17 protein-coding genes and 2 tRNA genes are annotated in these 21,340 nt (G+C 37.9%); 17 read left to right on the forward strand and 2 right to left on the reverse strand.

What is annotated here, in order from left to right; genetic code table 11:
- The first annotated feature begins 263 nt into the window (after window positions 1-263).
- The 9 genes from AACL61_RS05085 (at window position 264) to AACL61_RS05125 (ending at window position 11,362) form a co-directional block, all read left to right on the forward strand.
- Complete coding sequence (locus AACL61_RS05085) at window positions 264-2,282, forward strand: DHH family phosphoesterase (RefSeq protein ID WP_339111072.1); 2,019 nt, start codon at window positions 264-266, stop codon at window positions 2,280-2,282.
- 5 nt (window positions 2,283-2,287) lie between these two features.
- The gene (rplI, locus tag AACL61_RS05090) at window positions 2,288-2,740 is read left to right on the forward strand and encodes a 50S ribosomal protein L9 (RefSeq protein WP_339111073.1); all 453 of its coding nucleotides are present in this window, start codon (window positions 2,288-2,290) and stop codon (window positions 2,738-2,740) included.
- Between the two features lie 33 nt (window positions 2,741-2,773).
- Window positions 2,774-4,165, forward strand: coding sequence for a replicative DNA helicase (dnaB, locus tag AACL61_RS05095; RefSeq protein ID WP_003670215.1), 1,392 nt, complete (start codon window positions 2,774-2,776; stop codon window positions 4,163-4,165).
- 121 nt (window positions 4,166-4,286) lie between these two features.
- Window positions 4,287-5,489 carry an MDR family MFS transporter gene (locus AACL61_RS05100; RefSeq protein ID WP_003665246.1) on the forward strand — a complete coding sequence of 401 codons (1,203 nt, stop codon included), beginning with the start codon at window positions 4,287-4,289 and terminating at the stop codon, window positions 5,487-5,489.
- A 12-nt stretch (window positions 5,490-5,501) separates the two neighbouring features.
- Window positions 5,502-5,828: a hypothetical protein gene (locus AACL61_RS05105; RefSeq protein WP_003665248.1), complete on the forward strand. Its 327-nt coding sequence runs from the start codon at window positions 5,502-5,504 to the stop codon at window positions 5,826-5,828.
- Between the two features lie 196 nt (window positions 5,829-6,024).
- Window positions 6,025-7,149 carry an NAD(P)-dependent alcohol dehydrogenase gene (locus AACL61_RS05110; protein ID WP_216578021.1) on the forward strand — a complete coding sequence of 375 codons (1,125 nt, stop codon included), beginning with the start codon at window positions 6,025-6,027 and terminating at the stop codon, window positions 7,147-7,149.
- A gap of 37 nt (window positions 7,150-7,186) precedes the next feature.
- On the forward strand, window positions 7,187-8,638 hold the full coding sequence (aldA, locus tag AACL61_RS05115; RefSeq protein ID WP_339111074.1) for an aldehyde dehydrogenase: 1,452 nt from the start codon (window positions 7,187-7,189) through the stop codon (window positions 8,636-8,638).
- A 145-nt stretch (window positions 8,639-8,783) separates the two neighbouring features.
- Window positions 8,784-9,668, forward strand: a complete 885-nt coding sequence (locus AACL61_RS05120; RefSeq protein WP_339111075.1) for a PPK2 family polyphosphate kinase — start codon at window positions 8,784-8,786, stop codon at window positions 9,666-9,668.
- A gap of 392 nt (window positions 9,669-10,060) precedes the next feature.
- Window positions 10,061-11,362 (forward strand): Fic family protein, encoded by a 1,302-nt coding sequence (locus tag AACL61_RS05125; RefSeq protein WP_339111076.1) that lies wholly within the window; start codon window positions 10,061-10,063, stop codon window positions 11,360-11,362.
- 42 nt (window positions 11,363-11,404) lie between these two features.
- Here AACL61_RS05125 and AACL61_RS05130 read toward each other — a convergent pair.
- Window positions 11,405-11,477 (reverse strand) — tRNA-Lys (locus AACL61_RS05130).
- A gap of 149 nt (window positions 11,478-11,626) precedes the next feature.
- Between AACL61_RS05130 and AACL61_RS05135 the strand changes: the two genes are divergently transcribed.
- Window positions 11,627-12,061 carry a MarR family winged helix-turn-helix transcriptional regulator gene (locus tag AACL61_RS05135; RefSeq protein WP_339111077.1) on the forward strand — a complete coding sequence of 145 codons (435 nt, stop codon included), beginning with the start codon at window positions 11,627-11,629 and terminating at the stop codon, window positions 12,059-12,061.
- An 87-nt stretch (window positions 12,062-12,148) separates the two neighbouring features.
- Window positions 12,149-13,870, forward strand: coding sequence for an ABC transporter ATP-binding protein (locus tag AACL61_RS05140; protein WP_339111078.1), 1,722 nt, complete (start codon window positions 12,149-12,151; stop codon window positions 13,868-13,870).
- Window positions 13,871-13,965: 95 nt separating this feature from the next.
- On the opposite strand, the gene AACL61_RS05145 is transcribed toward AACL61_RS05140, so the two are convergent.
- Window positions 13,966-14,038 (reverse strand) — tRNA-Lys (locus tag AACL61_RS05145).
- Between the two features lie 175 nt (window positions 14,039-14,213).
- Here AACL61_RS05145 and yycF point away from each other — a divergent pair.
- The 6 genes from yycF (at window position 14,214) to AACL61_RS05175 (ending at window position 21,155) form a co-directional block, all read left to right on the forward strand.
- The gene (gene yycF / locus AACL61_RS05150) at window positions 14,214-14,921 is read left to right on the forward strand and encodes a response regulator YycF (protein WP_011953351.1); all 708 of its coding nucleotides are present in this window, start codon (window positions 14,214-14,216) and stop codon (window positions 14,919-14,921) included.
- Between the two features lie 13 nt (window positions 14,922-14,934).
- The gene (gene walK, locus AACL61_RS05155; protein ID WP_339111079.1) at window positions 14,935-16,800 is read left to right on the forward strand and encodes a cell wall metabolism sensor histidine kinase WalK; all 1,866 of its coding nucleotides are present in this window, start codon (window positions 14,935-14,937) and stop codon (window positions 16,798-16,800) included.
- A complete protein-coding gene (locus AACL61_RS05160) occupies window positions 16,778-18,073 on the forward strand; it encodes a YycH family regulatory protein (protein ID WP_086142440.1) in 1,296 nt (431 codons plus the stop codon). Before walK ends, AACL61_RS05160 begins: the two co-directional genes overlap by 23 nt.
- Window positions 18,074-18,085: 12 nt before the next feature.
- Window positions 18,086-18,928 carry a two-component system regulatory protein YycI gene (locus AACL61_RS05165; RefSeq protein WP_003665261.1) on the forward strand — a complete coding sequence of 281 codons (843 nt, stop codon included), beginning with the start codon at window positions 18,086-18,088 and terminating at the stop codon, window positions 18,926-18,928.
- A 17-nt stretch (window positions 18,929-18,945) separates the two neighbouring features.
- Entirely contained in the window at window positions 18,946-19,752 is an 807-nt protein-coding gene (locus tag AACL61_RS05170; RefSeq protein ID WP_003669515.1) for an MBL fold metallo-hydrolase, read from the forward strand.
- Window positions 19,753-19,877: 125 nt separating this feature from the next.
- Window positions 19,878-21,155 (forward strand): S1C family serine protease, encoded by a 1,278-nt coding sequence (locus AACL61_RS05175; protein WP_339111080.1) that lies wholly within the window; start codon window positions 19,878-19,880, stop codon window positions 21,153-21,155.
- Window positions 21,156-21,340: the final 185 nt, after the last annotated feature.

A 21,340-nucleotide genomic window follows, 5' to 3' on the forward strand; every position in this document is an offset into this window, starting at 1 on the left:
TAATTTAAAATCCGGATTACGATTTTTGAATCGATCAAAAATCATAGTCCGGATTTTACTGTTAGAGAACCAAGAATTAATAGTTAATTCCCAGCCCCTATTATTTTAAATTACTGTTATCTTTTCTAGAATTTTTCGACTGCTATATTAATATTCTTATGTATTAATAGTCATTAAATGATATAATCTATTGACTAAGTACTTGATGTGATATGATAGATTTATCCAATTAATAATTTAAAGCTATTTTTAGGAGGACTAGCATGCGAAAAATTTTCAGTCGTGAGAACTGGGAGTTTTATTTTGAACACCCAGCCGTCCGCTGGAATGTCTGCTATATAGTGCTTTTAACAATCATTGGGCTTATTTTAGGGTTTATGGATAACTGGATTATTGGACTAATTGTTTTAGTAATCGCAGTTATTGGTGGAGCTATTAGTATTCGGCGGTTAAGAAAATTAGTAGTCGATGCTCATGAATATTTAAATGAATTAACGTATAAAGTCCAACGTGGGCAACAAGAAGCATTGCTGGAAATGCCCATAGGAATGATTATGTTAAATAAGCGTCATGAGGTTGAATGGATTAATCCATATATGGCGCGTTATTTTAATCTTGAAATTGTTGTAGGGAAGCCGATTGCAGATGTTGATGCAAAATTAGCGGAATTAATAAAAGATCATGCGGATGATAAGCAAACACAAGTAGTGACTTGGCGTGACCATCAATTTGAATTTTTGGTTCAGCATCACGGACAGGTAGTTTATTTATTAGATATTACAAAATATGAACAGATTAGTGCACAATATAAGGATGAACAAATCTTCATTGGTAATATTTACCTAGATAACTATGATGAGCTGATTCAAGGAATGAGTGATTCTGATGTCTCTAATCTTCATAATTACGTAACTTCACAAATAAGCGATTGGGCAGTTGCTAATCACTTATTGATGAAGATCATTGATGATGATAACTACTTGATTATTGGACATCAAGCTGCATTAAAAGAACTTGAAAAACAAAAATTCAAGATCCTTGATGTTATCCGTGAAAATACATCCAAGCAAAATTCGCCAGTTACTCTTAGTGTAGGAATTGCTTATGGCGAAAATGATTTGATAAAACTTGCTGATACAGCACAAAATAACCTTGACCTCGCGTTAGGTCGTGGTGGAGACCAAGTTGTTGTTCGGGCTCAAGATCAGGAGGCACGTTTCTATGGTGGGAAGACCAACCCGATGGAGAAACGAACCCGGGTACGAGCACGGATGATTAGTCAAGCATTACAAGAATTAATGGCTCAATCAGACCAATTATTTGTGATGGGCCACACCAATCCAGATATGGATTCAATCGGTGCCTGTTTGGGGATTCGACGGATTGCGGAAATGAACGGTAAAGAATGTTGGATTGTGATTGATGATGAACATCCACACTCTGATATTCAACGTTTGATGCATGAGATTGATAATTACCAGACGATTAAGGACCATATTATTTCACCAGTCGAAGCGTTAGAAAAAGCGACAAATAACAGTTTATTAGTGATGGTTGATCATGCTAAGCGGGGAATTACCATTGCTCCTGAATTATATGATAAAATGCAAAACAGACTTGTTATCATTGACCACCACCGTCGCGGCGAGGACTTTCCTGAAAATCCATTGCTTGTTTATATCGAACCATATGCTTCATCAACTTGTGAGTTAATTACGGAAATGTTTGAATACCAACCACGTGAAGGAAAAGGCCTTAACAAGCTTGAAGCAACGGCAATGCTAACTGGAATTCAGGTTGATACAAAATCATTCACCAAGAGTGCAGGTACGCGAACTTTTGATGCAGCTAGTTACTTGCGTTCTGCTGGTGCCGATGGTTTAATGATTCAATCATTTATGAAAGAAAATCCAGAAACTTTCATGATGCGTAATCATTTGATTTCAAGAGCGGAAATAAATGATAAAATAGCATTATGTACGGGTGAAGAGGGACAGGTTTATGATCCTGTCACGGCTGCCCAGGCTGCTGATATGTTGCTCCAGATGAGTGGAATTGAAGCTTCATTTGTAATTTTTGAACGTGCTGATAACAAGATCGGAATTTCAGCACGCTCAATGGGAAACGTCAACGTCCAAGTAATCATGGAAAAAATGGGTGGTGGCGGTCACCTTGCAAATGCTGCTACACAAATCAGTGATAAAGATATTACGCAGGTTAAGCAAGAATTAGTCGATATTCTAACTAAACCTGATAAAGAGCAGGACGATACAGAGGAGTGATCATAATGAAAGTTATTTTTACACAAGATGTACGAGGCCGTGGTCAACGTGGTCAAATTAAGGAAGTTCCAGATGGCTATGCTCAAAACTACTTAATTAAGCGTGGATTAGCAAAACAAGCTACTAAGGCGGCTATGAGCCGATTGAAGGGTCAACAACGTGCTGAAGAAAAACATGCTGCTGAAGAATTAGCTGATGCCAAGCGGATGAAGAAGATTCTTGAAGATGATAATACAGTTGTTGAATTAAGCGGAAAAGCCGGTACAGATGGCCGGATGTTTGGTTCAATTTCAACAAAACAAATTGCAACTGCTTTACAAAAACAATTTGACCTTAAAATTGATAAGCGAAAGATTGAGCTGGCGGCTCCAATTAAGGCGCTTGGTTACGTAAATGTGCCAATCAAACTTCATCCAGAAGTCGAAGCTCAAATTCGTGTTCACATTGCTGAAAAGTAATGAGGATTAATAGATTTAAGGAGCGGTATCGTCATGGATAATGCACCAGTGCAAGAAGAGCCACGCGATATTGAAGCAGAAAAAGCAGTTCTTGGAGCTGCTTTTTTAAGTAAAAATGCGTTGGCTGATGCGATGGAATATCTTGAGCCGCAAGATTTTTATCGGAAGGCTCACCAAATTATTTTTGAAAAGATGGTCCAACTAAATGATGCGGACCAGCCAATCGATCCGTTAACGATGAAAAATGTCCTTGATCAGGATAATCAAACGGAAAATATTGGTGGAGTTGCTTATATTGCTGAACTTGCAACAGCGGTTCCGACGGCTGCTAACGTTGTCTATTACTCAAAAATTGTTCATGATAAGGCGATTTCACGACGGTTGATCAATACTGCAACCAAAATTATCAATGATAGTTATGCTGGAAATGACAAGATTGAAGATCAACTTGACCGGGCTGAGCAAGAAATTATGTCAGTTTCGGAAAATAGTCGTCAAACTGGTTTTAAAAGTATTAGTGACGTTTTACAAGAGTCAATTAACCATGTCAGTGAGCTCTCTAGTCAAGATTCAGAGATTACTGGACTTTCAACTGGATATGCTCAATTAGATGAGATGACGACTGGCCTTCATAAAGACGAGTTGGTGATTATTGCGGCGCGGCCTGCTGTTGGAAAAACCGCCTTTGTTTTGAATATTGCTCAAAACGTTGCAACTAGAACCGATAATACGGTCGCAATTTTCAGTCTTGAAATGGGTGCGGAGTCTTTAGCAAACCGGATGCTCTGTGCTGAAGGAAATATTAATGCTAACCACTTACGGACCGGCCAGCTTACGCAAGATGAATGGCAAAGTTTATTTATTGCCACTGGTGCCTTGAGTAATGCTAGTATCTATATTGACGATACACCAGGAATCAAGGTAGCAGAAATTCGGGCACGTTGTCGGCGCTTAGCAAAGGAAAAAGGCAACTTAGGATTGATCGTAATTGATTACCTTCAGTTGATTGAAGGGAGTAATCCTGATAACCGGCAACAAGAAGTTTCAGAAATTTCTCGCCAACTAAAGAAACTGGCAAAGGAATTAGAAGTTCCAGTTATTGCCCTATCACAGTTGTCGCGGGGAGTTGAACAGCGACAAGACAAGCGCCCAGTTTTATCTGATATTCGTGAATCTGGATCGATTGAACAGGATGCAGATATTGTTAGTTTCCTTTATCGTGATGACTATTATGAGCACGATGAAGATTCGGAAGATAATAATAACCCGGGAAATAATCAGGATGACGATGGATCAAACGCTAGTGAAGTTGAAGTCATCATCGAAAAGAATCGTAGTGGTCCGCGGGGGACAGTTAAATTATTATTTGCAAAGTCTTATAATAAGTTCACTTCGATTTCCTATATCCCTGAAGATAATAATTAAAAACTAAATTTCTAAGAGGGCATTTCAGTAAAAACTGAGGTGGCCCTTTTAGTGCGCTTAAGACATTAAAAATGTTTTTAAAAAAATAAACGGTATGATAGTAATTGAGGAGGCGTAAACAATGAACCGTCAAGGCGTAGAATTAAAATGGCTTTTATTCGGAATGTTCCTTGGAAGTATTGGGAATAGTTTTGTCTGGCCATTAACAACAATTTATATTCACGATCAGTTGCATGAGTCATTAACTGTATCGGGAATTGTTTTACTCTTTTATTCGGGAGCAAATGTTGTCGGAAGTTATATTAGCGGAATGCTATTTGACCGAGCTAACCCGCGGAAATTAATGATTGGCGGGACACTGCTAGCGACAATCGTAATGGCTATTATGATTTTCTTCAATGGCTGGCCGATATATGGAATTCTTTTAACAGTCATTGGGTTCTTTAATGGCTGGATCATTACAATGATTAATTCTTTTGCGACTCGTTCAGGGCGAGATGGTCGTTATGTCTTTAATATGTTGTATTTTGCCAATAACTTGGGAATGGTGATTGGAACTACTATTGTCGGTCCGCTTTATCAGTATGCAGATGGCAATGTTTCACCAATGTTTTTGATTACCACAATCCTTTATACAATGTTCTCACTTGTTGTTATCTTTTTCTTTAAGGATAGTCAACAAACAGTTGCAAAGACCGAAGATGTGGAAGATGAAGAAGAGAACAAGACAGTTAATATTAAGATGCCTCAAGCTAACTTATGGATTAACTGGATCTTCTTCATTGCCTTAGTTGTAATCTGGACAATGTATGAACAATGGGCAAGTAACTTATCAGTTTTCATGACTGATCAAGGAATCTCAATGACGAAATATAGTCTTTTGTGGACATTAAATGGGATTTTAATCGTTGTTTTCCAACTAGGAATAACTTGGCTTAATCGTTGGGTTAATCGACCATATGCGCAAGTATTTATTGGGATGTTTACAATTGGTTTCTCATTTGTCCTCCTACTTTACGCCCACTCATATAGCTGGTTTGTTGCGGCAATGGTCGTTTTGACAATTGGTGAAGCCACTGCTTTGCCAACGATGCCTGCCATTGTAAATAGCCTTTCACCGGTTGCTGTTAAGGGAAAGTACCAGGGAATTTTGAACGCATTTTCTTCTTTAGGAAAGGCAATTGGTCCTCTATTTGGTGGATTGATGATTGAAGCGACCTCTTATCATATCCTCTTTATTATTTGTGCGATTTCGATTTTTGTAATGGAAATAATAGTAGTCTTTGTTATTAAGATAAAACGTGCAAAAGCAGTTGAATATTAAAGAAGTGATTAGATGTTTTACAATAATTTTGATAATGTCCATGGTGAAGACCGTTATGGAATGGTAGGAAAAACAGGAGATCCTTTTAGAGAAGAATGTAAACTAGGAATTTCTTGTTATCAGTGCCATGAACAGCCGTTAGTAATTGCGGAAAGAAATTGGATGGATACGAATAATGATGACTCGCAACGGTATCAAATTGTGGTAGTTTGTGAGCATTGTGGTGCTGTTGATGAATTCATTGTTAATGATGGTCGAGAGCACCAAATTGGTAAATTAAAACATAGTAAATACCAGCCAACAGAAAAGAATATTATAAATAATGGAACTGTGAACTAGAATTGTTTATGGTTCTTTTTTTATATAAATGTTTGAAAAAAGTTTCACAAAAATATATTTATAATAATCATTACTCCAAGTAGGTGTGTAACAAATCCACATATAATAACCTATCACAAATCATTAAGTATTTTTATTTATTTGTGATAGGATAAACATTGTAGAGATTGTTAAGCATTTAAGGAGATGTTATGTTATGAAAATCAAAGCTGCTATTGTTGATGAAAAAGGTGCAAAGTTTGATATTCGTGACGATGTTGAATTGGCAGAGTTACAACCAGATGATCTTCAGATTCACATGGTTGCAACGGGCATCTGTCACTCCGATGAAGCCTTACGAAAAGGAGACGCCGAAATTGGTTATCCAATTATCCTTGGTCATGAGGGATCGGGAATCGTTGAAAAGGTTGGTTCTGAAGTAAAGAACTTTAAACCAGGCGATCATGTTGTCTTATCATTTTATGGCTGTGGTAATTGTATTAATTGTCTCAAAGGTAAGCCAACAAAATGTTTAAACTACGCTGCAAATAACTTGTCTGGAGTTCGTCCAGATGGAAGTGCACACTTTACAGAAAATGGTCATCAAGTTGATGATATGTTTGATCAATCATCATTTACTACTACGACAATTGTTCGTGAACGAAATGCGGTCAAAGTTCCCGAAGATCTTGATTTAAGGAAACTTGGTCCGCTTGGCTGTGGCTATGTTACCGGTTCAGGAACGGTCTTTAATACCTTAAAGCCAGAGCCCGGTTCAACAATTGCTGTAATGGGAACAGGAGCTGTTGGTTTAGCTGCAATGATGGCTGGTAAGATTTCCGGCTGTACGACAGTAATTGCTGTTGATCGTCATGATTCACGGCTTAAGTTAGCTAAAGAATTAGGTGCTACTGATACGATCAATACTGACAATGAAGATATGGTTAAGAAGATTATGGAATTAACAGACGGCAAGGGTGTTGATTACGCAGTGGATACTACAGGTGCTACCACTGTTATGGAAGATGCAATTCAGTCATTAGCACAGGGTGGAACATTAGCACCAATTGCCGTTACAGCTAACCATATTGATGTTGATACCTGGAATGATCTTTGTCCAAGCGATCGGACAATTGTTGGAGTAAATATGGGTGACTCAATTCCACAAGTTGATATTCCACGACTTATTAGGTTCTATCGGTTGGGGATGTTTGATTTTGATAAGACAGAAAAGTTCTATGACTTTGATCAAATTAATGAAGCTAACGCGGACTCAGTATCAGGAAAGACAATTAAGCCTGTATTAATCATTGATAAAGATTATAAGCCTGATGAGTATTAAAATGTTGGTTTGATTTATTAAAAAGGAAGCATAAGTTATGAGTACGCCACATTACAAGATGTATATTAATGGTGAATTTGTTGATACAGATTCTGGTAAAAAGATTACAGTTATTAATCCGAATAATGAAGAAGTTTTAGGGACTGTTCCAAGCGCAACGGTTGAAGAAACGCAGGAAGCGATCAATGCAGCTTATGAAGCTGAAAAGTCTTGGCATCAGGTTCCAGCACCAACACGTGGCAGTTATCTTCATAAATTGGCTGACGAGATTCGAAAAAATCCAGAACCATGGATTAAGAATCTTCAAGAAGAACAAGGAAAAATTCGTTCTTTAGCAAAAACAGAAGTAATGTTTACTGCTGATTATTTTGATTATATGGCTGCTGCTGGACGGACATACAAGGGCGAAGTCATCCAGTCTGATAATCCAAATGAAACAATCTTGCTAAAGCGGATGCCGATTGGTGTTATCGCGGGAATTCTTCCATGGAACTTCCCATTCTTCTTAATCGCGCGGAAAATGGCACCAGCTTTGGTAACGGGAAATACAGTAGTTCTAAAGCCGAGTTCTGATACGCCAATTGGTGCCCTTGAATTTGCAAAGCTTTGTGATAAAGTTGGTATTCCTGCGGGGGTTGTTAATTTTGTTACTGGTCCAGGTTCGATTGTTGGTAACGAGTTGTCAAAGAATTCAAAAGTTGGAATGGCTAGTTTAACTGGATCTGTTACAGCTGGTAAACGGATTATGGCTGCCGCTGCCGATCATATCGGAGAAGTATCGCTTGAACTTGGTGGCAACGCCCCGGCAATCGTTTGTGATGATGCTGATCTTGATGAAGCCGTTACTGATATTGTTAATTCACGTTATGATAATAATGGTCAGCTTTGCAATAATGTTCAACGGGTATACGTTCAAGAAGATGTGGCAGAAGAGTTTACACAAAAACTTGTTGATGCGGTAAAGGCAATTACTTATGGAGATACAGTTGAAAATCCAGAAATTGGAATGGGCCCACTGATTAATCAAAAAGCTCTAGAAGAAGTTGACCGCCAAGTCAAACAAGCAGTTAAAGAAGGTGGTAAGATTCTTGTTGGTGGTAAACCAGTTGAAGGTAAGGGATTCTTCTATGAACCAACAATTATCAGTAACTGTAAGCAGAAAAATTCTGCTATCCAGGATGAAATTTTCGGTCCAGTTCTCCCAATTATGACATTTAAGAACCTTAAAGAAGCAGTTAAGATGTGTAATGATAGTACCATGGGATTAACATCTGGAATCTTTACTAAGAGTCTTGATCGTGCAGCCTATGCGATTAATGAAATCCAAGCAGGAGAGACTTACGTTAACCGGAATTACTTTGAAGCAATGCAAGGTTACCACGCAGGCGTTAAGGAATCTGGCATTGGTGGTTCTGATGGGATGCATGGGATTCTTGAATGTACTGATACAAAGGTTGTTTACATTCAACGGCATCCAGAAAATATTTAATAGTTAAAAAGAGAGGAATGAGCAGTAATCGTCCCTGTGATAAGGTGATTGCTACTCACTCTCTTTTTAAATCCGTTTTTATTAACCAAAACTTGAGAGATTTGCTATGATGGTAGTTGAAATCAAATTAAAAGCAATGAGGTGAATGTTGATGAAAACCAAGAAATATCGTTACACTGGAAAAGACTTTGATATTAAGACGGCACCAACTAAGGTAAAAGATTCTGCTGATGACCTTAAGAAGATTAAAAAGAAGATCAAGAAAAATGTAAAGTCAATCAAAAATGCGCAAAAGATGATGTATGCCCGGCGTCATTATGGAGTTTTAGTAGTATTTCAAGCAATGGATGCGGCAGGAAAAGATAGTATGATTTCGCATATCTTTGCGGGCGTAAATCCAGTTGGGTTTAAGGTGGCTAATTTTAAACAACCAACAGGCCGCGAATTACGTCATGATTATCTCTGGCGAATCAATCGTGAATTGCCAATGCGTGGTGATATTGGTGTTTTCAATCGATCTTATTATGAAGATGTTCTTGTTTCACGCGTTCATCCTGCTTTAATTTTGCAATCTAATATTCCAGGGATTGAGTCTGTTCATGATGTTAATAACAAATTCTTTGATAGTCGCTATGAAGACATTCGCCAGTACGAAAGTTATCTAACGCGGAACGGTTACTTAATTGTAAAATTCTTCCTCCATGTATCAAAGGAAGAACAAAAGAAGCGTTTCTTAGCACGAATTGATACGCCGGAAAAGAATTGGAAGTTCTCAGCAGCTGATATTCGCGAACGTCAATATTGGAACGATTATCAAAAGGCATATGAAAAGGCGATTAATGCTACCGCTACAAAGGAAAATCCATGGTATGTTATTCCGGCTGATGATAAGTGGTATTCGCGTTTAATTGTATCTGACATTTTGACAAAGAAGATTAATAGTTTGCCATTAGCTTATCCCGAAGTTTCACCAGAACAAGAAATGAGCTTACGTCAAGCACGAAAAGAACTAATAGCAGAAGATAAGTAAATAAAAAGGACGTTCGAATGACGTCCTTTTTATTTACGTGGTTTAAAGATGCACTTGTGGGTAAAGAAATAGATTGCTAATGTAGAACCAAGAATCAGAATATTAAAGTCTTTGTCGGGTAAGGCCAAGTTTTTTGCGTTGAACTGTTCACCAATTTATTAATTTACTCATCGTTATTAGTTAAATTAGATCATTTATTCAAAAAAGTAAAAAAGCAGTTTTCAAATATATGTTTAAGTATATAAATCCTCAAAAAATGATTTTTAGCATTTATATATGAATTTCTAATGATAATAACCCCTGAAAATCGATTTTCAGGGGTTATTATGTTAGTATTTTAATATACTAACACCAAAAAATAGTTTTTTAGCTTTAAGGAGGGAAGATAAATAATGAAATACATACCGTTATCTAAATATAAGTATTTTATTGAAGATAAGACGAATGACCCAGCAGCAATTGAAAGTGAATATCAGAGTCGATTGAACGGGTATACAAGCCAGAAGACAACTCTGTTTCCTCTTCTTAACTATCGCGATGGTACACAGACAAGTAAATATCCAATTTTTTATCTTCCATTACCGGAAATTCAAAACCTGGCGGATCAGCTTAGGCGTAATTCTAATATGATTGAGGATATTTCAGTAACGCTTCCCCAAGTTGCGATTAATCAGTTTTTGAATTCATTATTACTCTCTGAAATTTTCTACACTAATGATATTGAAGGTGTAAAAACGAGTCGTGTTGAAATTAGTACTGTTATTCAGGAAAATAACCACCAAATAAATGGTGATGATCATATATCAAAGAAAAGGCTTGGTTCAACTATAAAAATGTACCAGCGCACCCAATCAGGAAAAAAAGTTGAAATCAATGTTCTTCAAGACTATAGAAAAATCTATGATTCATTGTTAAAAGGCGAACTTAATAAAGATCGACTGCCTAACGGAAAAATATTTCGTGATAAGCTTCCTAATAGCGAAGTGCTTTCGATTGGGGATGGCATTAAAACAGTTCATCGACCACCAACCACGGAAACTGCAATCAAGAGTGCCCTTACAGCTTTAATTGAATATATGAATAATGATGATACTCCTTCAATATATAAAGCTCTTGTAACTCACTTTTTCTTTGAAAATACCCATCCGTTTCTTGATGGTAACGGTCGAATGGGACGTTATCTTTTGTCGTCATATATTGCTAACAAATTTGATCGTTTTACTGGCTTTTCTGTGGCTACTGCAATTCATAATAATGTTCAGCAATACTATAAGGTATTTAAGGATGCCGATAATGCGGAAAATAGAGCTGATTTAACATTTTTTATTCAAAAATTATTAATGATACTTGTTAGTCAGCAGGAAAAAGTAATTAAGATTTTGAGTCAATCTCGTGAAAAGCTTGATAAAGCCAATGAAATTATTAGTCAGTGGGTCAATGAACACCATCATCAATTAGCTGCAACGTCTGATAGTTTGTATTGTAATATTCTATATCTTCTTGCACAATCAAAGCTATTTACTAACCAGTTAGATTTGGGAATTAAAGATAATGATATTATTGAAACTTTGAAGAAGAGTAATCGCCGTTATCCAATGACAAAGACTAAGGCAGCCATTGAAGAACTAGAAGCACTTGGCGCAATTGAAATTGTTTCTAAGCGTCCTAAACAACATGTAATTACAATTTTATAACAAAAAAAGACCACCGATTACTCGGTGATCTTTTTTATATGATGGGCAGTCAGGGGATCGAACCCTGGACCCACGGATTAAGAGTCCGTTGCTCTGCCAGCTGAGCTAACTGCCCATGTCTTTGACAACATAAATAATAATATCAACTTCCGGTCATTTTCGCAAGTGTTTTTCTGAATTTATTTAATAAATTTTCAGATCTATATTTTAATTAGGTGTCTAACTGTTATAATTGACAATAAAATTAAAATTGGGAGTAATTTCATGACATTAAAAAAAGATAAATTTGAGCAAATGAACCGTTTATTGCGGAACTATATGATTAACATGAAGCATTTTTATACTGAACTTGCCCCTGAATTAGATATAACTCCACAGCAAGCTCATACGCTTTTTTATATCGAAAAACACGCTGGTCTTATTCAACGAGAATTAGGTGACCATTTCCATTTACGGAATGCTAGTGTTACTAGTATGGTGAAAAATCTTGAGCGCGACGGGTATATTATCCGGAAGACGGATCAAGAGTCAGCACGAATTAAGCGGATTTTTCTTACCAAAAAAGGTGAAGAAAAGACTAATGAGGTTAAAGAAATATTTGATAAAGCTTATTTACAGATTATTGCCCGCCTCGATGAAAAAGATATTGATGCAATAGTTAAAGGGATGACTAATATTAATAATAATCTAAAAAAATAAGTTAGACTCTTGACAGTTAGGCATCTATGTTTTTAAATATTCATCATCATTAAAAGTTAGGTATTTAACTGTTAGGAGACTTATGCTTTGAATAGAAATAAATTTAGTTTTCGAAGTTTCTTTAGTTTAATAAATCAATTACATCCGCAGTATATTAAGCTTTTTGTGGGAATTTTACTAGGTTTTATCTCCACGGGTGCTAACCTATTTGTTCCTCAACTAGCGCAAAAGTTAATTAATAATTTTAAGAGTGTTAGTCCAACGTTGGCAATTTTAACAGTTGTAATTTTTATAGCAGGATTAATTACAAGTGCGTTATCGGGGTTATTATTAGGAAGTTTTGGTGAAAATGTTGTTTCTAAATTACGGAAACAATTATGGCAAAAACTACTTAAAATGCCTGTAAAATATTTTGATGATGTTAAAACAGGTGAGATCAGTTCCCGGTTAGTTAATGATACGTCACAGGTGAAGGATTTACTTGCTTCAACATTACCAAATGCAATGACATCGCTTTTACAATTTGTTGGTGCGCTGGTTATTATGTTAGCAATGGATTGGCGGATGACATTGTTAATGTTTGTGGCAGTTCCTTTAGTGATTTTAGTCATGCTACCAGTGATGAATCAGTCGCGTAAGATTGGTCGGGTTCGGCAAGATGAATTAGCAAAATTTGCTAGTGATTCCACCGATGTATTGGGTGAGGTCCGATTAGTTAAGTCTTCAAACGGTGAAGAACATGAACTGGCGAAGGGAAATTGTCGTATCGACAATTTATATCATGTTGGAAGAAAAGAAGCGTTGATTAACTCAGTAACGCAACCAATTACAAACATGCTCATGATGATAATGTTTCTTGGAATTCTTGGTTACGGAGCAATTCGCGTTATGAATGGTGCAATGACAATGGGCGCCTTAGTTTCATTTTTAATGTATCTTTTCCAGATTATTAGTCCTATTGTTGTAATTAGTCAGCTCTTTAATAATATGGCAAAGACTAGCGGAGCCACGGAGCGTATCCAACAAATCTTAACTGAACCAGAAGAATTTGCTGCTGATAAAGCAGAAAAAGATATTGCGAGCGCACCATTGAAATTTGAGAATGTTGATTTTGCATATGAGGAAGGCAAGCCAGTCTTACGAGATGTTAGTTTTGAAACTAAACCCAATGCAGTGGTAGCTTTTGCCGGCCCATCTGGTGGAGGAAAGTCAACTATTTTCTCATTGATTGAACGATTCTATCAGCCAACAGGTGGGGAAATTTTGATCAGCGAAGAGAATATCGAAAATGTAGACTTAGCCAAGTGGCGTGAACAAATTGGTCTCGTAAGCCAAGATGCTGCGGTAATGCCAGGAACTATTCGTGATAATTTAACTTATGGATTACGAAGAGAAGTCTCAGATGAGGAACTTTGGGACGCGTTAAGAATGGCTTATGCAGATGGTTTTGTCAGTGAAATGGAAGATCAGTTAGAAACTGAAATTGGTGAACGAGGGATCAAACTTTCTGGGGGACAACGGCAACGAATAGCGATTGCACGAGCTTTTCTCCGCGATCCAAAAATCTTAATGCTTGATGAAGCCACTGCTAGCTTGGATGCTGAATCGGAGGCGATGGTTCAAAAAGCATTAGGAGACTTAATGCAAGGAAGAACGACGCTCGTAATTGCCCATCGCTTGAGTACGATTGTCGATGCCGATAAAATCTACTTTATCGAAAATGGAACAGTATCTGGTGCGGGAACCCATCAAGAATTACTAAAGACAACACCACTATATGCACAGTATGTTAAGGATCAGTTTAAATAAAAATAAAGACTGCGAAAAGATGAGATTTTCGCAGCCTTTATTTTAAGTATGAAAAAAGCGACTGAGATAAAATCTCAATCGCTGTAAACCTCTGATGGGCAGTCAGGGGATCGAACCCTGGACCCACGGATTAAGAGTCCGTTGCTCTGCCAGCTGAGCTAACTGCCCATATCCTTTAACAGAATACTTAAACAGTTTAACCTGTTATTGATCAAATGTCAAATATTTTTCATAAGTTTTTAGAAAATATTTATGGAACTTTTCCCTGTGCTATAATAGAGGCACTGATATATAGCAGATTTAAAGTAATTAATCAATTAACCCAATGGAGGGAATCATTGATATGGCAAAGAAAATTTTAGTTGTTGATGATGAAAAACCAATTTCTGATATCATCAAATTTAATCTTGAAAAAGAAGGATATGAAGTTGTCGTAGCCTATGATGGCGAAGCAGCTTTAGAACAAGTAGAAGCAGAAAATCCTGATTTAATTATTCTTGACCTAATGCTGCCGAAGATCGATGGACTTGAAGTGGCCAAGCGGGTTCGGGCTAAGCATACCATGCCGATTATTATGGTAACTGCTAAAGATTCGGAACTAGATAAGGTGCTGGGGCTTGAGCTTGGGGCCGATGATTATGTTACTAAGCCGTTCTCTAACCGCGAACTAGTAGCACGAGTAAAGGCTAATTTACGACGGCAAGCAACTCTGAAGGCACCGGCAGAAGAAGAAAATAATACCGATATTCAAATTGGCGACCTTACGATTCATCCTGAAGCCTATACCGTAACTAAGCGAGGCGAAAATATCAATTTAACGCATCGTGAGTTTGAACTTTTACACTATCTAGCTCAACATATTGGACAAGTTATTAACCGCGAACATCTTCTTCAGACTGTATGGGGTTATGACTATTTTGGGGATGTTCGGACAGTTGATGTGACCGTTCGACGGCTTCGTGAAAAGATTGAAGATAACCCGAGTCACCCCCAATGGTTAATTACCCGGCGTGGTGTTGGCTATTACCTAGCAAATCCTGATCAGAATTAGAGGCTGAACCATTGTGAGCAGCAAGTTAAAATTTTATCAATCGATTCGTTTTAAAATCGCTCTCGTATTCGTGTTAATTTTGATGTTAACACTTGAATGTGTTGGGGCGGTTTTTGTGCGTCAATTAGAGCATCAAAACCTTAATACGTTTAAGCAAACCATTGAATTACCGTCTTACGTTGATAATTCTTTAGCAGAGCAGCTATCACGATCAAATACTAAAAAAGCAAACAAACAAATTAACCAAATCCTTTCAGAAGTTAATAATAATAATATTTCTGAAATCCGGGTGGTTGATAGTAAGAGTATTGTGCGGGGAACAAGCAACGCTGATAATCGGAGTGCAATCGGTCAGAAAACAACGGACCAAGCAATCAAAGCAACCTTATTAAATAATAGGTCGCATACCGAAAATTTATACGATAATTCAAATCACACGCGCTACTATGTCAATGTTATTCCCCTTGTGGATAATAGTAACAATAACGTTGTTGGAGCTGTTTACCTGCGAGCTAGTCTAGAAAGTGTCTACGCTAATATTAATAATATTACGTTGGTATACTTATCCGCGGCAATGATTACTATTGTCTTGAGTTTAATCTTGGCAATTATTATTTCCCAGGAAATTACCCGCCCAATTGAAGAAATGAGGAAACAAACATTACGAATTGCCCGGGGAGACTATTCTGGTCAAGTAAAAGTATTGGGAAATGACGAGTTAGGACAATTAGCAGGGGCAGTTAATAATCTTTCCGTCCGAGTTGAAGAGGCACAGGAGTCAAGCGATTCTGAACGACGACGGCTTGATAGCATTTTGTCTCATATGTCTGATGGGGTTTTAGCCACTGATCGTCGCGGGAATGTGACAATTGTAAATAGTATGGCGTTACAGTTACTAGGTGTCGAAAATGAAGATGATTTAATTGGTAAATCAATTATTGATGTGTTGGATATTCGTCATGACTATACCGTTCGTCAACTAGTAAATGGTGAACAGCGCGAGATGATTATTGATATGTCAAACTCTGGCAATAATTTGATCTTAAACGCCTACTTCTCACCAATTCAACGCGAATCTGGCTTTGTTAGTGGGCTTGTCTGTGTCCTTCATGATGTAACGAGCCAACAAAAAGAAGAACGCGAACGGAAGCAATTCGTTTCAAACGTCTCGCATGAGTTGCGGACTCCATTAACAAGTGTTAGAAGTTATGTCGAAGCATTAAGTGATGGTGCTTGGCAGGATAAAGAAATTGCTCCTAAGTTCTTAAAGGTTGTTCAGGATGAGACAGACCGGATGATTCGGATGATCAATGACCTGTTGAGCCTATCACGGATGGATGCAGGGACAACGAAGCTTAATCTAGAATACGTAAATATCAATGAGTTATTTAACTATATCTTGGATCGTTTCGATATGATTATTAAAAAAGAAGAAGATCCAAAAAAGAAAAAATATACCATTGAACGATACTTTACTAAGAAAGATTTATGGGTTGAGATTGATACCGATAAGTTTACCCAGGTAATTGATAATATTATGAATAACGCGATTAAGTATTCTCCAGATGGTGGTGTAATTACAACCCGCTTACTGGAGACGCATAATCATGTTATTTTAAGTATTTCTGACCAAGGCCTAGGGATTCCACGAAAAGATCTTGGACGTATCTTTGATCGATTCTTCCGCGTTGATAAGGCAAGAAGCCGGAAGCAAGGGGGAACAGGTCTGGGACTAGCTATTTCCAAGGAAGTTATCAATATGCTTGGTGGACAAATTTGGGTTGATAGTGTAGAAGGCAAGGGTTCAACATTCTATATTTCCTTGCCATATGTACCTTATGAGGAGGAAGACTGGGATGATGAAGAAGCTGAAAAGTAATTGGCAAGCAATCGCCTTAACGGTTGTTGTGCTTCTTAGTTTATTCATTTCATGGATTGTCTGGACCAACCCATTTCCTTTTGAGGGAGCACGACACGAAAATTTCAATAATAACCAATCACAACAATATACACCGCAATCAATGGGCGATGTTTATCTCCCAACTAAAGCAGTTGAGACAAATGAAAAAGGAACTCAGAATCAACTTTATAGCCCTAAAGCTAATTTAATTCTGAGCGTAAAAAAAGAGTTAGAGGATTGGAAATTAGGCCGGACAAATGTTGTCAAACAAAATAACAGTGATGTTTACCTGAGTTATTTGCGACGGCGGAACTCGTTAATGCTGACATATCCGGATGAGGTACCGAGCTCAGTCTTCAACGAAACATTTTCCCAGTCAATCGATACTGACCGGGTTAATCAGATTAACCATATTGTTATCCCATTAAACGGGCAACATGAGATTTACTTACTTGGTGACCACCATTATAGTGTGTATCGAGTACGGGTAGAGAAAGGAAAATTTAATCGCATTCGGCAACTCTTAAAGTCAATGGATCGGATCCCAGTTGACCATAAAATTATTAACGGAGTAGCGGTAATGATGTATCCGCGATCCTTTGAATTACCAGCATTAGGATATCAAATCACTGCGCAAAACATTGATACCCTTAGTGCTAGTCTAATGAGTACTAACCAACACACAACAATCACGGCAAATCGGAATGGTAACGAGACTACCTATACGGATGGAACCAATCGTCGGCTGATATTTAATCGCCAAAATGGAACGCTTAAATACGAAAATTACCTTAGTAAGGACGATCGGGAATCAACAAGCCAGATTTTCCCACACTTCTATAATAAGTTGACGACAATTGGAATTCCGCTTGATAATTTGCGCTATGATGAGGTGAGTGAGCATGGTCGTCGGTTAAACTATCGGGCTTATGTTAATAGCTTTCCAATTTTCAATAGTGATGGTTATGGGGAAGTAACGCTTGAATCCACAAGTGGCGGGAATGAACGCTTCTGGCTAAGTCTTTATAGTCTTCAAGTGCCATTGCCAATTGATCACCAGATGGTCAAGCTCCCATCAAGTGCAGATGTGATTAATCAATTACATGCAACCAACCGGATGCGTGACATCAAGGACTTACGTGTCGGGTATATTTGGAAAACTGATAAAGATAGTCATGTTGTAAAGTTAGTGCCAACGTATTTCATTAAGTATCGCGGCCACTGGGTTGAATATACCGAGTTAGAAAAGTAGGAGGGTTAAAGAATGAATTTTAAACGTATTCAATGGATCTTTATCCTTGCCTTTTTGCTTTTTGATATCTTTGTTGGAAGTTCATTAATCTTAGAAACTAGATTTACCGTTTCTAGTGGTCAGCGAAATCGCCAATCAACAGTGTTAAAAGAAATGCGTAATGACTCGATTAGTTATGGCGAGCTTTCTAATAAGCAGCAAACCGGATATTATATTGCTGGAAAGAAATCTTCTGATGGCGGAGTCCTAGAGCAGGAAGCAGGGAAATTACGTAATCAAAATTTTCGTCTTTCTTCAGGAACACTGACTAGTGAGTTTGATAAACCAATTAAAACGACTAAAAATAATGATGTTCGGCGTGTCGACCGTCTATTAAAAAATAAAAAGATGGTAAGCTTAGGAAATCATTATCGCTATAACAAGGAATTATCGGACAAAAATACCCTTGTTTATACGCAAATGCTAGAAGGAAAGCCGCTATTTTCAAATGATGGGCAAATTCGTTTTCGGATAAACTCTGACCATGAGATAACAGGTTATACGCAGACTTACTTGCAAGATGTTGAAATTCTCCGGCAGCGGTCAAATACGATTAGCCAGCGCCGAGCAATTACCTGGTTGTATAAACATAATCAGATTCCTAATAACTCCCGCATTAGGTGGTCGGTGCTCAGTTATTCTAAGCTCCTTAACACTACTACTGATGATAAAGCAGTCTATGTGCCAACGTGGACTGTTGAAATCAAAACTAAAAACTCAGGAGCAATTCAACAATTACAAGTTAACGCATTTAATAGTACAGTTATGAAGGAAACGCCAGATAGTGTGAATACGAACTCGTTAAATAATAAGTAATTGAGGAGGAACTTTAAGTGACAGAAACGGATCCATTACGTTATAGTGTACTTGCGAGCGGGAGTACTGGGAATGTAACTTATTTGGAAACGCGCAACCACCGGATCTTAATTGATGCCGGTTTAAGTGGGAAGCGGATTGAAAATTTAATGAAGAAGATTGATCGATCATTAAAGGATGTCGATGCAATTTTTGTAACGCATGAACACAGTGATCATACGCATGGTGTTGGTGTATTGGCACGCCGTTATGGAATGGATGTATATGCCAATGAGGGTACCTGGCAGGCAATGGCTGATAAAGTTGGTAAAATCCCATTAGCACAAAAGCATATTATTGCACCAAATACTGTTAAGGACTTGGGAGACATGGATATTGAAAGTTTTGCGGTATCGCATGATGCTGCGCAACCGCAATTTTACCAAGTTCACCACAATAATAAGACCTTCTGTATTATTACGGATACTGGTTATGTTTCTGATCGAGTTACGGGAACCATCCGAAATGCAGATGCCTACGTAATGGAATGCAATCATGATACAGAAATGTTGCGGATGGGTCCTTATTCATGGCCATTAAAACAGCGGATATTAGGGGATGAGGGTCACCTTTCCAATGAAGAAGGTGCTGATGCATTGATGAGTGTTGTTGGCCGGCGAACCAAAGAGATTTTTCTTGGCCACCGTAGTCAACATAACAACATGCGTTCGCTCGCCCACTTAACAGTTGCAAGTTTGATGGAGCAGCATGACTTTGGCGTCGATCATGATTTTAAATTGCAAGATGCTGAACCAGAAGAACCAAGCAAGTTAATGACGTTATAATAAAAGAGATCACGGTTTTTATCGACTTTATTCAATGATTTTTCGGGTAACTTAAATTGACATTTCGGGTATTTAAATTGTAACTTGAAGATAGTGATTCTTTAACTTAGTGGAGGGTTTAATTGATGAATAGGATAAAACAAGCTTTTAAAGATCGGTTGTGGCTAGGCGTAATTATTGTCGGCTTATTTGCTGGTCTTATTGGTGGTGGAATCGCCTTAGGAATTAATAACTTAGTACAACATCATGAAGAAGTAACAAGTACACGAGTCCCAACTGGCTCTAATAAGTCTGGTGGTACGAAGGTTAATAAGAATAAGGCGGACTTAAACGGGGAAGCGTCCCAAGCTTATAAGTCCGTCCAAGGAGCCGTTGTTAGTGTTATTAATAAACAAAAAGTTCAGCAATCAAGTGGGACGCTAGGAATTTTTGGTTATGGCAACAGTAGTAACGGCAGCAGCAGTGATTCTTCTAGCGATAATAAATTAGAAACCGCTAGTGAAGGATCAGGAGTTATTTACAAGAAGAGTGGCAATTCGGCTTATGTTGTAACTAATAACCACGTTGTCAAAGGTTCAAACGCGCTCCAAGTAATTCTAAGCAATGGTAAAAAAGTTAATGCTGATTTAGTTGGTGCTGATTCTGCAACTGACTTAGCTGTATTGAAGATTAACGCTACAAATGTTAAGACAGTTGCATCTTTTGGCAACTCTAATTCGATTGTTCCTGGTCAGGATGTGCTAGCAATTGGTTCACCAATGGGGAGTGAATATGCTAATACAGTAACGAAAGGAATTATTTCTGCCAAAGATCGGACATTAAAAGCCGGTACTGATGGAACTTTGACATCGGTTATCCAAACAGATGCCGCTATTAACTCTGGTAATTCAGGTGGTCCATTAATTAATATGGCAGGTCAAGTTATCGGAATTAATTCAATGAAACTTGCTTCTGATACACAAGGCTCTTCAGTTGAAGGTATTGGTTTTGCCATTCCAAGTAATGAAGTTGTGACAATTATTAACCAGTTAATTAAGAATGGTAAAATAACTCGTCCATCACTCGGAATTAGTATGGTGGATCTTAGTAATGTTACTTCTGATCAACAGCAATCAGTCTTAAAACTACCAACAAGCGTAAGCAAAGGGGTAGTGATTATGGATGTGAATAGTGGTTCAGTTGCTGATACTGCGGGATTGAAAAAGTATGATGTCATTACAAAGCTTGGTGATACTCAAGTTACAGATGCGGGTTCATTAAAGGCGGCCTTATATAAATACAAGGTTGGACAAAGCGCTAAAGTCACTTACTACCGTGATGGTCAACAACACACCGCAACTTTGCATCTAACAAAGAGTGCTGATACGACGTCAACTGATGACTCACAACAAGATAATAATTAATGAATTAAGATTGGGGATGGACATTCCTGATCTTTTTTCATGTGCGCCCGGCATGGGTATTAGCTAGGCGGTGAGAGTCCGCTATGGGCCGTAGTAGTCGGAACCATGAGCTGAGGACAAGGGTGTCCACTGTGAGGTGGAATCTGAAGGAAGTCTAAGGCAAAGTACTGCACCGATGAACAAGA

Origin of the sequence: Limosilactobacillus reuteri subsp. porcinus (genome assembly GCF_036621895.1) — a bacterium.
Lineage (GTDB): Bacteria > Bacillota > Bacilli > Lactobacillales > Lactobacillaceae > Limosilactobacillus > Limosilactobacillus reuteri_J.